Source organism: Mycobacterium cookii (assembly GCF_010727945.1).
Classification (GTDB): domain Bacteria; phylum Actinomycetota; class Actinomycetes; order Mycobacteriales; family Mycobacteriaceae; genus Mycobacterium; species Mycobacterium cookii.
In genome coordinates, this window is the sequence record NZ_AP022569.1 from 4,901,394 (window position 1) to 4,916,243 (window position 14,850).

14 protein-coding genes are annotated in these 14,850 nt (G+C 66.1%); 5 read left to right on the forward strand and 9 right to left on the reverse strand.

The genetic code is table 11. From position 1 onward, the window contains the following. Nucleotides 1-21: 21 nt before the first annotated feature. The 4 genes from G6N27_RS23055 to G6N27_RS23070 form a co-directional block, all read right to left on the reverse strand. Nucleotides 22-357, reverse strand: a complete 336-nt coding sequence (locus tag G6N27_RS23055) for a hypothetical protein (RefSeq protein WP_163780461.1) — start codon at nt 355-357, stop codon at nt 22-24. Further along, entirely contained in the window at nt 357-1,661 is a 1,305-nt protein-coding gene (locus G6N27_RS23060; RefSeq protein ID WP_163780463.1) for an aromatic ring-hydroxylating oxygenase subunit alpha, read from the reverse strand. The genes G6N27_RS23055 and G6N27_RS23060 overlap by 1 nt, the downstream gene beginning before the upstream one ends. After that, entirely contained in the window at nt 1,658-2,554 is an 897-nt protein-coding gene (locus G6N27_RS23065) for an enoyl-CoA hydratase/isomerase family protein (RefSeq protein ID WP_163780465.1), read from the reverse strand. Before G6N27_RS23065 ends, G6N27_RS23060 begins: the two co-directional genes overlap by 4 nt. 66 nt (nt 2,555-2,620) lie before the next feature. Next, complete coding sequence (locus G6N27_RS23070; protein ID WP_163780467.1) at nt 2,621-3,586, reverse strand: TIGR03621 family F420-dependent LLM class oxidoreductase; 966 nt, start codon at nt 3,584-3,586, stop codon at nt 2,621-2,623. Nucleotides 3,587-3,660: 74 nt separating this feature from the next. Here G6N27_RS23070 and G6N27_RS23075 point away from each other — a divergent pair, with 74 nt between their 5' ends. Both G6N27_RS23075 and G6N27_RS23080 read left to right on the forward strand, forming a co-directional pair. Beyond that, the gene (locus tag G6N27_RS23075; protein ID WP_163782224.1) at nt 3,661-4,365 is read left to right on the forward strand and encodes an SDR family NAD(P)-dependent oxidoreductase; all 705 of its coding nucleotides are present in this window, start codon (nt 3,661-3,663) and stop codon (nt 4,363-4,365) included. A gap of 9 nt (nt 4,366-4,374) precedes the next feature. Beyond that, entirely contained in the window at nt 4,375-5,820 is a 1,446-nt protein-coding gene (locus G6N27_RS23080; RefSeq protein WP_163780470.1) for an aldehyde dehydrogenase, read from the forward strand. Here the strand turns inward: G6N27_RS23080 and G6N27_RS23085 are convergent. Then, on the reverse strand, nt 5,817-6,350 hold the full coding sequence (locus G6N27_RS23085; RefSeq protein ID WP_163780473.1) for a hypothetical protein: 534 nt from the start codon (nt 6,348-6,350) through the stop codon (nt 5,817-5,819). The two genes, G6N27_RS23080 and G6N27_RS23085, sit on opposite strands and share 4 nt — an antisense overlap. A 103-nt stretch (nt 6,351-6,453) precedes the next feature. Between G6N27_RS23085 and G6N27_RS23090 the strand changes: the two genes are divergently transcribed. Then, on the forward strand, nt 6,454-8,184 hold the full coding sequence (locus G6N27_RS23090; protein ID WP_163780475.1) for an acyl-CoA dehydrogenase family protein: 1,731 nt from the start codon (nt 6,454-6,456) through the stop codon (nt 8,182-8,184). Nucleotides 8,185-8,190: 6 nt separating this feature from the next. On the opposite strand, the gene G6N27_RS23095 is transcribed toward G6N27_RS23090, so the two are convergent. Beyond that, nucleotides 8,191-8,937: an SDR family NAD(P)-dependent oxidoreductase gene (locus tag G6N27_RS23095; protein ID WP_163780477.1), complete on the reverse strand. Its 747-nt coding sequence runs from the start codon at nt 8,935-8,937 to the stop codon at nt 8,191-8,193. Nucleotides 8,938-9,043: 106 nt separating this feature from the next. Between G6N27_RS23095 and G6N27_RS23100 the strand changes: the two genes are divergently transcribed. Then, complete coding sequence (locus G6N27_RS23100) at nt 9,044-9,943, forward strand: NAD-dependent epimerase/dehydratase family protein (protein WP_163780479.1); 900 nt, start codon at nt 9,044-9,046, stop codon at nt 9,941-9,943. Here G6N27_RS23100 and aceA read toward each other — a convergent pair. Continuing rightward, nucleotides 9,940-12,249, reverse strand: a complete 2,310-nt coding sequence (gene aceA, locus G6N27_RS23105; RefSeq protein WP_163780481.1) for an isocitrate lyase ICL2 — start codon at nt 12,247-12,249, stop codon at nt 9,940-9,942. The two genes, G6N27_RS23100 and aceA, sit on opposite strands and share 4 nt — an antisense overlap. A 57-nt stretch (nt 12,250-12,306) precedes the next feature. Then, nucleotides 12,307-12,471, reverse strand: a complete 165-nt coding sequence (locus tag G6N27_RS23110; protein WP_163780483.1) for a hypothetical protein — start codon at nt 12,469-12,471, stop codon at nt 12,307-12,309. Here G6N27_RS23110 and G6N27_RS23115 point away from each other — a divergent pair. Next, nucleotides 12,470-13,420: an alpha/beta fold hydrolase gene (locus G6N27_RS23115; protein ID WP_163780485.1), complete on the forward strand. Its 951-nt coding sequence runs from the start codon at nt 12,470-12,472 to the stop codon at nt 13,418-13,420. The two genes, G6N27_RS23110 and G6N27_RS23115, sit on opposite strands and share 2 nt — an antisense overlap. Nucleotides 13,421-13,466: 46 nt before the next feature. Here G6N27_RS23115 and G6N27_RS23120 read toward each other — a convergent pair whose 3' ends face one another. Next, nucleotides 13,467-14,813: a flavin monoamine oxidase family protein gene (locus tag G6N27_RS23120; protein WP_163780486.1), complete on the reverse strand. Its 1,347-nt coding sequence runs from the start codon at nt 14,811-14,813 to the stop codon at nt 13,467-13,469. Nucleotides 14,814-14,850 lie beyond the last annotated feature (37 nt).

Sequence of the window (14,850 nt, forward strand, 5' to 3'; positions counted from 1 at the left end):
GCGGTCACCTGCATGGTCCTATCACACCGCGGGCTCGGCGACCATCTCGAAGAACGCAGCGCCGGAATCCGGGATCCGATTCTGCTTGAACACGTTGACGGCGTAGGAGACCAGAATCATCGAGTACAGCAAATGCAACAGCCGTGTCGCGTCGTCCGGCAAGTCGTCGATGTCGAGCCCGTTGAGGTAGGCGATCGCGTCCTCGGCCCGCGGCGCCACCGCGTCGTAAAAAGCGACCAGTTCGTCGAACGGCTTCGACAGCCTTGCCTCGTAGCGCTGCGCACGCGTCGGCAAAGCCCAGTCCGAGACGAAGGATTCGAGGTCGGAGAAGGGCTGCGGCAGAGTCGAATCTGACATCAGGACTCCTTTGCGGACTGATAGGCGCCGACGGTGTCGCGAACCACGGTGTGGAACTGACGAATCAGCAACTCCTGATCGCTGAGGTGGAACGTGTTCTGCGCGCGGGTCTTCAATGCCGAATGGGTGGCCTCGATGGTGTTCACGTCTTGCATGGCGAACTCGATGGTGCTGTCCACCACCAATTCCTGCGCGAGGCGATCGGCCGCGTTTGCCGGCGGCACAAAGTACAAGTCGATCTCGTAGATGTGCGAGTCGACCGTCTCTGGCCAATACGTGTAGGTGATGTAGTAGCCGCGGGCCCAGATCTGGATGGAGATGTTCGGGAACAACCAGAACTGGTCGTTGCCCCACGAGGCGATGTTGCCGCGGTTGAGAAAATCTGACCGCGGGCCCGAAAGGTCCAAGTCCGGCACATCGTCCGGGCCGAAAAGGCCTGCGCGGAACAGCTTGTAGACCCAGCGCTGGTCCTGGCGGGCGGGGCCGGCGGTGCCGGGTTCGCGGGGTGGCAATGGTGGTGGCCCGGGAACCGAGGTCAGCATGTGCGGCCGGAACAACTCATAGTGGTAGGAGTCGACCGGCGGCACCATCATCTCGGCTTTCGACACGTCCGGATCGATGAACCGGCCGTGCACGTACGGCGGGTGATACCACTCGCACACCGAGTCGACGGCCAGCTTCCAGTTGCCGTTGATCCGGGTTGAGAAGCCGTAATGCTGGGTCATCTTCTCAAAGGGATAGCCCTCGATGGGCAGCAGGCCGTCGCCGAGGAATTCGCGCAGCGGTGCCGGATCGTCGGCCAGGTTGATGAAGATGAAGCCCGCCCACACTTCGCAGTGCACCGGCGGCATCCGTAACGTGCTCTTGTCCAGGTTGAAGAACTCACCCTCGTTGGTGATGTGGTTGACCTTGCCGTCCAACCCATATCGCCAGCCGTGGTATTTGCAGGCGAACGCGCGGCAGTTTCCCGATGACTCTTCGCCCGGGTGTTCCTGCCAGACAACCTTGTTGCCGCGGTGGGCGCATACGTTGTGGAACGCATGCACGGTGTCGTCGACGTCGCGCGCGATCACGATCGAGGCCAGCCGGCCGGGCAGGTCGCGGGTGAAATACGAGCCCTTGCGGGGGAGTCGCTCGATCCGTCCGACGCACAACCAGTTTCGCTTGAACAACGCTTCGCGCTCGGCGGCGAAGAACTCCGGTGAAATGGAGTCCTCGTAGTTGACCGGAGCTGTCCCCAATTCCGGGTAGTCGGTGGTGAACTTCCCCCGCCCGGTGGACAGCCGTTGCTGGATGCTGGTCACGAGTGGGCTCCTTCCTGTGCGGGCGCCCCGTTACGCGGGGTACTCCAAGGCTCGTCGTCCCAGGCCCGGTCCAGCGGTGCCATTTCGCCACCGAACGGGAAAAACACACGCTGGGCGTAGGTCTCGCGGCCCAGGCCGTGGCCGAGCTCGTTGACGAAGGCCCGCTTGAGCGGGTTGGTGAACAGCTGCCGCGTGTACCGCAGTGTCAGCGGTGGTCGCTTGATCAGCTCGCGTGCGTGCTCCCAGGCGCGGTCGAGCAATCGGTCCTTGGGCAGCACCTCGTTGACCACGCCCCACTCCTTTGCTTCTTGCGCACTGAGCTTTTGACCCGTGAGTAGGAAGTAGCGCGCGCGGTTGTGCCCGGCGAGCACACTCCAGATCACGTGCTGACCGTCGCCGGGCACCTGCCCGCGGGGGAAGTGCGAGGCGTCCTGGAAGTAGGCGTCTTCTGAGGCCAGCACGATGTCGCCCATGATCGGCACCTCGGAGTGCATGTTGCACGGGCCGTTGACCGCGCTGATCATCGGCACGTCGACGTCGAGCACGTTAAAGATGAGATGGCGCGCGTACCAAGCCTTCTCGTCTAGCTTGTGCGTCCCGCGGTCGTCTGGCATGGCCTGATAGATGGGGTGCTCGGGCGGTTCGCCGTTGGGCAGGCGTCCCCAGTTGGCGTTGTAGTTTTCACCCGTGCCGGTGTGGATGAGCACCTTGATCTCGCGGTCCCCGGCGATGTCGGCGAATGCGTCGGACATCTCGTCGTGCGCCTTCCAGCTCCACACCAGGCTGTCACCGTTGGTGTGGCACTGCATGAACAGGATTCCATCGTCGGTGAGCTCGAACTTGTAGTTGGCGTAGCTGTTCTGGTACTCGCTGAATCTGGTCCGCTTTGCCATTGAGCTGTCTCCCCAGTGGTGATGGTGGAGCTGACACTATTTGAGCGATCGCCCAATAGTCAAGGGTTACCGGCCGGCTAACCGCGCGACCAGCGGTGCGAACGTCTCGATCTGGTCCTGCTGCACCGTGACGTAGTTGACGCCGAGCGAGCCTCGGCGTGAATACAGTGTCTCCGCAACAGCTTCCAGCGAGCCGATCAATACGTTGGGATGGTCGCGCAGCACGTCGGCGGTGATTCCCGTCGCCTTGGCGGCGGCGGCCAGTGCGGGCTCGGGGTCGTCGGTGATCGCCGTGAAGTAGGGCGAACTCTCGACGTCGAGGCGGGCGTAACGCTCGCCGGCGGCGGCCTGCACCACCCTGATTCGGCGCTGTGCGACCGCCGTCGGATCGCGCCCGTCGGCGTCACGCGCGACGAACGGCACGCTGGACATGCTGACGATGTCGGCCTCGCGTCCGGCGAAGGTCAACATCCGCGGTCCGCCGCCGCCGATCATGATCGGTGGATGCGGGTGTTGCACCGGGCGGGGACGGCCCGCGTAGCCGCGCACATGCACGAAGTCGCCGGAACAATCCAATTGTTCCCCTTCGCAGTGCTTTCTGATCAGCGACACCACCTCGGCGAGCTTGGTGATCCGACGGCCGGGCCGGTCGAACTCGAGCCCCATTGCGTTGTACTCGGTTTCGCTCCAACCCGCGCCGATGCCCATCTCCAGTCGGCCGTCCGACAGCAGATCCAGGGTCGCCGCTTCCTTGGCCAGTACCGCGGGCACGTGGTAGTCGACGCAGAAGACCCGGCACCCGATGCGCAGCGTCTCGCTCACCGCCGCCGCAGCTGCCATCGCCGCGATCGGCGCGAGATCTTGCCGGGGTGTGCGCGCACGCTTCTGCGCCGGACCGGGTCCCAGATAGTGGTCTGCGAGGAAAAGCGTTGAGTACCCGAAGTCTTCGACTTTGCGGACGGTGTCGCGCCATTCGCGTGCGCCGGCGGCGTTGGTCGCCTGCACGGCGAAGCGGAACGGGGGCCTGTCCATGGGCTTGACCATAATCGACACGGGGTGATAGGCATGTGGAGTTTGGGCAGTCGCTCAGGAAAGTGGGTCCGGGTTTGAAGACGGCGGTGGTCACCGGCGGCGCATCAGGTATTGGTCGCGCGGTCGCCGAACGATTGCGCAAGGACGGACTCCAGGTTGCTGTCATCGACCTGTCGCCCACCGACGACGGATTCGGCCACATCGCCGATGTCACCGATCGCGCGCAGGTGGACAACGCCGTCGCGGCGATCCGTGAGCAGTTCGGCCCGATCCTGGTGCTGGTCAACGCGGCCGGGGTGGAGGGCTTCCAGAAGTTCTCGAAGATGTCCTTCCCGGAATGGTCCAAGGTGATCGACGTCAACCTCAACGGCGTCTTCCACACCATCCAGGCGGTGTTGCCGGACATGGTCGAAGCCGGGTGGGGTCGCATCGTCAACATCTCGTCGTCGAGCACGCACTCCGGTCAGCCGTTCATGGCGCACTACGTCGCCGCGAAGTCGGCGGTGAACGGCCTCACCAAATCGCTGGCCCTGGAATACGGTCCGGCCGGGATCACCGTGAACGCCGTGCCGCCGGGGTTCGTGGACACGCCGATGCTGCGCAGTGCCGAAAGCCGGCATCTGCTCGGCGGGACCGTGGAAGATCACATCAATCGGACGCCGGTGCGCCGGGTGGGCCGACCGGAAGACATCGCGGCCGCCTGTTCGTTTTTCGTATCCGACGAGGCCAGCTACATCACCGGGCAGATCCTGGGCGTCAACGGCGGTCGCAACACCTGAAAGGTTGAGATGTACCAACGGGATCAGATCTTCATCGACGGCAAATGGGACGCCCCCGACACTGATGCCGCCATCAGCGTGGTGTCACCGCACAGCGAGGCGGTGATCGGTCACGCGGCCTGCGCCGGCCCGGCCGATGTCGACCGCGCGGTGCAGGCGGCACGAGCGGCGTTCGACGCCGGGCCGTGGCCGCGGATGCAGCCGGCCGAACGGATCGAGGCGATCACCCGATTGGCCGGCATCTACAAGGAGCGTCGGGCCGACATGGCCGCGCTCATCTCCGCCGAGATCGGGGCGCCGATCTCGTTCGCGAAGCGGGCCCAGGCCGGACTGCCACTCATGATGATGTCGGCGTTCTGCGGGATGGCGGCGACCTACCAGTGGCAGCATGACCGTCCAGGCCTGTACGGCAACGACATTCGGATCAACAAGCAACCCGTCGGTGTCGTCGCCGCAGTGGTGCCGTGGAACATGCCGCAATTCCTGACCGTCACCAAGGTCATACCCGCACTGCTGGCCGGGTGTTCGGTGGTGCTCAAACCCGCACCCGAGTCGGTGCTCGACGCGCTGCTGCTGGCCGAGCTGGTCGCCGAGGCGGACCTGCCACCCGGCGTGTTCAACGTGGTGCCCGGCGGCGTCGAGGTCGGCGAGGCGTTGGTCGGTCACGACGGTGTGGACAAGGTCTCCTTCACCGGATCCACGGCGGCCGGGCGCAAGGTCGCGTTGGCCTGCGCCGCGGGGCTCAAGCAGGTCAGCCTCGAGCTCGGCGGCAAATCCGCGGCCATCGTGCTCGACGACGCCGACCCCTCGGCGGTGGCCAGCGGCGTGCAGATGGCCAGCCTGGCCAACAGCGGACAGGTATGCAACGCGTTGAGCCGGATCCTGGTGCCGGCGGATCGCGAAGCCGAGTTCGTCGACGCGCTGGCGGCGACGATGGCGGCGATGCCGGTCGGCGACCCCGCCGATCCCGGCACCGCGATCGGCCCGCTGGTAGCCCAGCGCCAGCAGGAGCGGGTCCGCGGCTACATCGAAGCGGGCAAGAGCGAGGGCGCGCGGCTGGTCGTCGGCGGCAGCGAGATGCCCGACGGGCTGGACTCCGGCTGGTACGTCAAGCCGACGCTGTTCAGCGACGCCCGCAACGACATGCGGATAGCCCGCGAAGAGATCTTCGGCCCGGTGCTGACCGTGATCCCTTACCGCGACGAGGACGAGGCGATCCGGATCGCCAACGACTCCGAGTACGGGTTGGCCGGCTCGGTGTTCACCGCCGACGTCGACCGTGGATACGCGGTGGCGGCCCAGGTCCGGTCGGGGACGTTCGGCATCAACCAGGGCTACATCATGGATCCCGCGGCGCCGTTCGGCGGCGTCAAGAACAGCGGCTACGGCCGTGAGCTCGGGACCGAGGGGATCGACAGTTACACCGTCAGCCAATCGATTTCGGCTGCACCCTAACGTTTTCCGCCGACTTCGGCGGGCAGGGGTGGCGGTAGCGGTTTAGCCGGTGCCGTCGACGTTTGAGGCGCTGCCGGTGCCGCCGCCGGGGTTGTCGGCGACCCGGCCGCGGCCGGTGTGGTCTTCGGTCCGTGATACGACACCATCGGCTCGCTGCGGATCACCCCGCTGGCGTCGCTGACCACCAGCGCGCTCGACGTCACCGTGTAGGTGACGCCGTCCTGCTTGGCGACGAAGCTCCCGTCGGGCGACGCCGTGGCCAACGCGATCAACTTGGCGCCGTCGCTGACCCGCACCCCGTGGTAGCCGTACTGGCCGGCCGGACTCTTGCAGATCGCCACCCGCGAATTCGCCGTGCTGCCGAATGCCACGGCCGTGTTCGGTGCCGCGCAGCGCGCGCTGGAATCGACGAAACCCAGCGCATCGGTGGACGGGTCGGCGGAGGCCGCGGGCGTGCCGATCGCGAACAGCGTCCAGCACGCCGCCGCAACGACGGCAAGACGTCGGGTGCAAGGCAGGTAAGAGGACATAAGTTCTCACGACAACACGAGCAACCAGCGAGAACCCGCACCCACGCCGCGCTATCGCCGAATCGTTAGCTTCTCGAGACCCACACCGCTAGATTCGACCGCCATGGGACTGCTCTTCGATCCGAATGCCTACGACCCGTCGCACTTCGACCCCGAAACCCGACGTCAACTGCGGGCGGTGATCGACTGGTTCGAAGCCCGCGGCAAGGCCAAACTGCTGCGCGACGACCTCGAAGCGGCCTGGGTGTCGGACTTCCTCGACTTCATCAAGCAGGAAAAGATCTTCGCGACCTTCCTCACCCCGTCCGAGTACAGCGCGGGCGACCCGAACAAGCGATGGGACACCTCGCGTAACGCCGCGCTCAGCGAGATCTTCGGCTTCTACGGCCTGTCCTACTGGTACGCCGAGCAGGTCACCATCCTGGGACTCGGGCCGATCTGGCAGAGCGACAACATCAAGGCCAAGGAACGCGCAGCCGCCCAACTCGAGGCGGGCGGCGTGATGGCGTTCGCGCTCTCCGAACGCGAGCACGGCGCCGACATCTACAACACCGACCTGCTGCTCACGCCCGCACGCGACGACGACGACGAGGGTGTCGTATTCCGGGCGTCGGGGGAGAAGTACTACATCGGCAACGGCAACGTCGCCGGCATGGTGTCGGTGTTCTCCCGTCGCACCGACGTCGATGGCGCGGACGGTTATGTGTGGTTTGTCGCCGACAGCGGGCACGAGAACTACGAACTGATCGGCAACGTGGTGCACGGTCAGATGTTCGTCAGCAACTTCCGACTCAACGACTATCCGGTGCACGAAGAGGACATCCTGTGCACCGGGCCAGAAGCGTTCTCGGCCGCGCTGAACACGGTCAACGTCGGCAAGTTCAACCTGTGCTCGGGCTCGATCGGGATGTGCGAGCACGCTTTCTACGAAGCGATCACCCACGCCAACAACCGCATCCTGTACGGCAACCCGGTCACCGACTTCCCGCACGTGCGAGCCAGTTTCGTCGAGGCCTACGCAAGGTTGATCGCGATGAAACTGTTCAGCGACCGGGCGATCGACTACTTCCGCAGCGCAAGCCTCGACGATAGGCGCTATCTGCTGTTCAATCCGGTGACGAAGTCCAAAGTCACCTCGGAAGGTGAAGCCGTCGTCACGCTGCTATGGGATGTGCTGGCCGCCAAGGGTTTCGAGAAGAACACCTACTTCAGCGAAGTGGCCCGGCTGATCGGAGCCCTGCCGCGGCTGGAAGGCACCGTGCACGTCAACGTCGCGCAGATCCTGAAGTTCATGCCAAACTACATGTTCAATCCCGCGACGTATCCCGAGATCGGCACCCGCAACGACCCGGCCGACGACGTGTTCTTCTGGGCCCAGGGTCCGGCGCGCGGCGCCTCCAAGGTGCAATTCGCCGACTGGGCCGCGGTATACGAAAAGCACACCAGCGTGCCGAATGTCGCGGTGTTCTACGAGCAGGCCGGTGCACTCAAAGAACTGCTGGCCACCGCCGCGCCCGACCCCGAGCAGATGAAAGACCTCGACTTCCTGCTCGTCGTCGGCCACCTGTTCACGCTGATCGTCTACGGCCAGCTGATTCTGGAGCAAGCCGACCTGATCGGGTTGGACCCCGACCTGCTGGACCAGATCTTCGCCGTCCAGATCCGCGACTTCTCCGGCTACGCCGTCGCCCTACACGGAAAGCCGAGTTCCACCGCGGCGCAGCAAGACTGGGCGATCAAAGCGGTGCGCAAACCGATATCGGATGCGCACCGCTTCGACCGGGTGTGGGAGCAGATCAGGGCTTACGACGGCGCCTACGAGATGCGGCCCTAAGCGCCCCTAGGCGAACGGCACGTCGTCCGGAGCCGCCCGGCGGGCGGCCAGCAACGCGCGGGCGGGGTCACCGATCGGCAGCCGCAGCGGCAGCTGTGGCTTTTCGGCGGCGTCAGCGATCTCGGTTGCCACCTGTTCCGGGGTGATGATCGCGCGGCGCACTTCCTCGTCGCCTGCCAAGCCGGCGTACGGATCGTCAGGCAGCGTGTAGCTCTTGACGTTGTCGAGCGCGCCGGAACTCACCGCTCCGGGCTCCAGCAGCGTGGCCTGGACGCCGAACGGCGCCACCTCGATCGCCAGGGCTTCGACCAGCGCCTCCAGCGCCCACTTGGTCGATGCGTAGGCCGCCCCGGTCGGCAGTACGACCCGGCCGAGGACGCTCGACATGAACAGCAACTTGCCCTCGCCGCGGGCCCGCATGCCCGGTAGCGCGGCTTGCGCGACGCGCAGCGCACCGACGGTGTTGAGGTTAAAGATGCGCTGCAGTTCGTCCAGCGGAATGGCCTCGACGGCGGCATAGAAGATGTCGGCGGGATTGACGACGACGATGTCGACGTCTCCGGCGGCCGCGAACGCCGCGGCCACGCTGGCGTCGTCGGTGACGTCGAGGGCCAGACGCTGGGCGAGGTCCAGGCCGTCGAGTGATCGCGGGTCACGTGCGGTGCCGATGACCCGATGGCCTCGGCGGATGAACTCTTCGGTGATGGCGCGGCCGATTCCGCGACCCGCTCCGGTTACCAGGACAGTGGACATATCAAGACTCCTTAGCAGTGACAACGGCGTTCTCATCGCTTGTAAACCGATCGGTGTACGTTCTTGTTCCGCCGTGGCCGAGAATTCCTGGGCATACGATCGGCTGATGCGAGGCGCCAAGATCCTGATCACCGGTCCGACCGGACAAGTAGCCAGTCCCATCGCCCAGGCCCTGGCGGCCGACAACGAGGTGTGGGGCATCGCCCGGTTCACCAACCCGGCGGCCCGCGAAGTCCTGGAAAAAGCGGGCATTCACTGCGAGACGGTCAACCTGGCCGCCGGCGACTTTGACCGATTGCCCTCTGATTTTGACTACGTGCTCAACCTTGCGGTGGCCAAGAGCGGCGACTGGGACAAGGACCTCGGCGCCAATGCGGAGTCGGTCGGCCTGTTGATGGCGCACTGCCGCACCGCAAAAGCGTTCCTGCACTGCTCATCTGCCGCGGTCTACGACCCACCCGACGACGAACCACGCAGTGAGCGCGCCGCCCTGGGCGACAACCACAAGCCGCTGTTCCCGACCTATTCGATCTCCAAGATCGCCGGCGAAGTCGTCGCCCGCACGATGGCCCGCGTGCTCGATCTGCCGACGATCATCGCCCGGCTCAACGTCCCCTACGGCGACAACGGCGGCTGGCCGTTCTACCACATGGAGATGATGCTGGCCGGCATCCCGATTCCGGTGCCCGCCGGAGATGCGGCCCGCTACAACCCAATTCACGAAGACGACATCATCGCCACGATTCCGAAGCTGCTCGAAGCCGCGTCGGTGCCCGCCGTCACCGTCAACTGGTGCGGCGACCAAACCGTGAGCCTGCAGGACTGGTGCCATTACCTCGGCTCCCTGGTCGGCAAGGAACCCGTCTTCGAAACCAGCCCACAGGCGTTGCGCGGCAACCCGACTGACGTGTCACGGATGCACGAGCTGGTGGGCGCCGGCACGGTTGACTGGCAGGACGGACTTCGCCGCATGGCGGCAAAGTGCCATCCCGAGCTTGTCGGCTAGTCCTCTTTGGCGATCAGCTTCTTCAACGCAGCGCGGTCGGAGCCGAGTAGCTCGTCGATGCGCGGCTGGTTCACGTCGGCGACGATGATCTCGCCGACTTCCTGGTACACGTTGCTGAAGATGCCGTGCGACTTCATCTTCTCGGTCTGATAGATGTTGTCCTCGGTCGGCGTCACGTAGTACACGATCTCCGGCTTGAACCGGTGAATCAGCCACAGGTGGATGACGTCCATCAGCCTCTTCTGCCGCATCTTCTCGGCGAAGGTGTTCTGGTCACGCACCGTCAGGATGTTGCGACCGTGCCGGTCCTTGATCGGGTCGACGACCACGTTGGCCAGCGGCTCGTCGCCGCCACCGTAGATCCCGAGTTCGAGCACGTCGGACCCGGCCCGCCGCGGGCGTAGCTGCACCGACAGCTTCTCGCCGATCTGGTAGTGGTCGCCCCAGAGCGCCAGCCACTCCTCGAGCAGCTTCTTGGGCACCTCGGTCTGCACCAGGTGCTGATGCTGGGTCGAACCCGCGCCCATCGCCTTGGTGGTCGCCGTGCGGCCGGAGGACGCCGCCAGGGCGGCGTCGCTGCGCGGCCCACCGACCAGGGTTTGCGGTGTGCGGTAAGGCGATTCGACCAGGCGCATCTTGCGCTGCAGCCGCGCCAACGCCAGCATGCCGTCCTGACGCAGGTTGGTGGCGAACTCCTCGGAGGCGACACCGTCGATCTGGTGTCCGCCGTAGGTGATGAAGTTGAAGACGAAGCCCATCTTGCCGAGTTCTTCTGGGAATGCCCGCATTTCGTCGTCGGTCATGCCGGTGGTGTCCCAGTTGAACGACGGCGAGAGGTTGTAGGCCAGCATCTGGTCGGGGAACTCGGCGTGAATCGCGTCGGCGAATTCGCGGGCGTCGACGAGATCGGCTGTCTTGGTTTCCATCCAGAGCAGGTCGGCGAACGGTGCCGCGGCCAGTGACTTGGCGATCGCGTATGGAATGCCGCCGCGAATCTGGTAGTAGCCCTCCGGCGTCTTGGCCAGCTCGCAGTCCCAGTCGGGGGCGGCGCTCAGCTGGCGGGCCTTTTCGCGCGCGGTGTACAACGGCGCCCGCTGCGCGAACTTCCGCCATTCGGCCACCGTCATGTCGCGCGATTCGCCCTCGCCCTCGGCGAATTCGAGCAGCTCCGCGACGGCTTCGCCGTAGGTCATCAGCCCGGCGTCGTTCTGCCAGGCGTCGACGAACTTCGACTCGATCTCGTCAAAGAGGGCATCGATCGACCCCTGGGCGTGGTCCGGCGACGCGGCCGCGCTTGCGATCAGTTCCGCGATGCCGTGCCGCTCCAACCAGGCATCGGCGACGGCGTACTCGCCGTCGGGTAGCGCGTAGAGCAGGTGACCGTTGAGTTCGTGGAAGCCGGCGTTGTAGAAGCGCCGCACCATCGCGAGGAAACAGGACTTGTACGACGGGATCTTCAGGTTGGTGGTGCCGAGCAGGAACGGCTGGTCACGCTCGTCGGCGCGGCTGTCGAGCAGGTTGGCCGCTTCGGCATCGGTGCGGGCGACGATGATGCCCGGCACCCGCATGATGTCGAGCTGGAACCGCGCGGTGTTGAGCCGCTTGATCTGCTCATCCGACGGCACGAGAACCTTGCCGCCCTGGTGGCCACACTTCTTGGTCCCGGGGCGCTGGTCCTCGATGTGGTATCCGGGCACCCCGGCTTCGACGAAGCGCTTGATCAGGTTGCGCACGTGCGGATCTCCGCCGTGACCGGTGTCGGCGTCGGCGATGATGAACGGCCGGTAATCCGTCGCCGGAGTCCGCTCGCGCTGCTCCTCGCTCATCCGCAGCCGGAGGTATTGCTGGTTGCGGTCGGCGGTCAGCAGCGCGCGGACCAGGCCGGCGGCTTCGTCGGGTACCTGGCTGAGCGGATAGCTGGCCAGGTCGGGTCCTGGGTCTTCGCTGATGGAGCCTTTCGCCGAGGTGGCCCACCCGCCGAGGTAGATGCCCTCGATGCCCATCCGCTTCATGGTCACCGCCTGCCCGGGCGAATACGGGCCGAAGGTGGTGATGCTCTTCTTTTGCGCGAAAAGCTCACGTAGCCGCGGGTAGAACGCTTCGGCCGCCTTGCGCGCAGTGATGTAGTCGGCCGGGATGGTGCCGCGTTGTTCCGCGACCTGGCGCGCGGAGTACAGGCGGGTGATTCCGTCGAAGCGCGGAGTGTCGAAGTATTGCTGAGTGGCGGCTACATCACTCTCGAAGCTGTCGTGCGAGCCCTGTCCGAACGGTGTCTGCGTCTGTGCAGCCACTTCGATGGTCGACATGGTTGCTCCGCTCCTTCTTAGCTGGTTTTCGCCGAATTTCGCTGATCCGTCGCCAGTCTATGGCTGCGCCGGGCGGCGAACTTTCGAATCGGCATCTCTGCTGTACAGGCCCGTTGCGCAGGCAAAAAATGTCGCCACGGATATTTTTTCGACTTTCTGGGTAATGAAGCCCGATACACTCACCGAACGCGGCATCGGCGCCGCATCAAAGGGGGCGGCCATGACTTCTCCGCAATCGACCCGCGGGCGGAGCGACTTACCCGTGGCCTTGCCGCCCAGCCGTACCATCGAGGTTCGCTCCACGGACGGAACCCGCCTGCACACCGAGGTGTTCGGGCGCGAAGACGGCTATCCGATCGTCCTGGCACACGGCATCACCTGCGCGATTAGGGCGTGGACGTACCAGATTGCCGAGTTGGCGCAGGACTACCGGGTGATCGCCTTCGACCACCGGGGTCACGGCCGCAGCGGTATCCCCCGGCGCGGGGGCTACAGCCTGAGTCACCTCGCGGCTGACGTCGACGCGGTGCTGGAGGCGACACTCGCGCCCGGCGAACGCGCCGTCATCGCGGGGCATTCGATGGGCGGAATGGCCATCGCCGCCTGGTCGGACCGATACCGCCACAAGGTCCCGGCGCGTGCCGATGCGGTCGCATTGATCAACACGACCACCGGTGACCTGCTGCGTGAGGTGCGGTTGCTTCCGGTGCCGGCGCCCCTCGCGGCCGCGCGGGTACTGGGTGGACGGGCGCTGGTGGGAACCTTCGGGTCGTTCGCGGTGCCGCCGATGGTGCGGCGAGTGAGCCGGGAGATGATCTCGATGCTCGCGGTCGGATCTGAGGCCCACCACAGCGTCGCGGCGCTGATCAACGAGCTCTTCACCGCCACCTCACCGGCCGGCCGTGGCGGCTGCGGAAAGGCGCTCGTCGACACGATGGGCCGCAGGCACATCAACCTGACCGGGCTGACCGTTCCGACGCTGGTGATCGGCAGCGAACGCGACCGGCTGACGCCGCTGATCCAGTCCCAGCGGATCGCCGCCGCCCTGCCGAACCCGGCGGGGCTTGTCGTGTTGCCCGGCGGGCACTGCTCGATGCTGGAACGCCCGACCGAGGTCAACCGTGAACTGCACGCGCTGGCCGGATCGGTCAGCCTGCGCCGCGCCCTATAAGCCGCGCCGCGACGATGCAGAGCGAAGCGATGAGGAGGAGCGGCGCTCACAGCCTTGCGTGGACTTCGGCGGCTGCCCGCTGCCCGCTGCGCACCGCCCCATCGAGGAATCCGGTCCATTCGTCAGCGGTCTCGGTGCCGGCCCAGTGGATCGGGCCGACTGGGCGCCGTAGCCACGGTCCATAGCGCGTCCACGATCCCGGCGGCACTGCGGCTGTCGGGCCGCCCGCCGCGAATTGCTCTGCGCCCCAGCGCTGGTCGATGTAGTCGAGCGGTGTGCGGGCCTCGTCGCCGAACAACGACGCGAAGCACTCCAGCGCCCGCTGTTTGCGTTGGTCGGCCGGTAGCCCGTCGAATGTGCGGGCGTCGACGAAGCCCAGCAGCACACCCGGCCCGTCGGGCTGCGGGCTGACGTCGAAGGTGATGAACACCGGGCCCTCGTCGGACAACGCCTCACCGGAATAACCGTGCTCGCGCCAGAACGGAGTCGCGTAAGCGGCGTAGGCCTTGCTGAGTCGGCCCTGCGGCCAGTGGGCGACGAGCTCTTGATGCTCGACGGGCAGCGGTGGAGCGAACTCGATGGAGCCCCGATGCTCCGGCGGAATGGCGAGGACGGCGAATCGGGCATCGGCACAGCCCTTTTCGGTGGTGACGCGCACCCCGTCGTGGCGGTGGTCGATGTGTTTGACCGGCGCCTGCAACACCAGCCGGCTGCCGAGTTCGGCGGCTGCCGTGTCGGCGACGTGTTGCGTGCCGGACGGGAAACGGTCCTGCTGGGCGCCGTTTTCGACGTCGAGCATCCGGTCCAGGCCGCCGGCTGCGCGCACGTAGCGGGCGGCGTGCAGCATCGACACATCGTCGGGTTCGCACCCCCAGGTCACCCGCGTCATGATCGCCAGCAGATCGCGTGCGGTGGAACCCGCGTGCACCGATCGCAGCCAGGCCCCCAGCGACTGGCCGTCGAGCCGGGCGGCGCGACGGGCGGTCCAGGGCTCGCTCAGCGAGATCGTCTTGGCGATACGCGCGAATTGCCAGCGCACGCGGGCGAGATCGATCAGGCCGCCCAGCGACAGCCGCGGGATCGTCCCGCTGTACGAGCGGACGGCGCCGCGCCACCGGATCAGGTTGGCTCCGTCGTGGTACGTCGGCTCGGTCGAGACGCCCAGATCGTGGGCGAACTTGAGCACGGCGTCCTGCGTCGGGCCGACGAACGTGCCACCCATGTCAACCGGGATGCCGGCGACGTGGCTGGTGTACGAGCGTCCACCGACCCGGTCGCGGCCCTCGAGCACTAGCACGTCGTGACCGAGCCGGGTCAGCTCGCGGGCTGCGGCGAGGCCGGCGAAGCCGGCTCCCACCACGACGACATCGGCGGTCCAGGTCGGGTCGGCCATGCCCCTTAGTCAACATCATGGGTGCTGCGTGATGTGA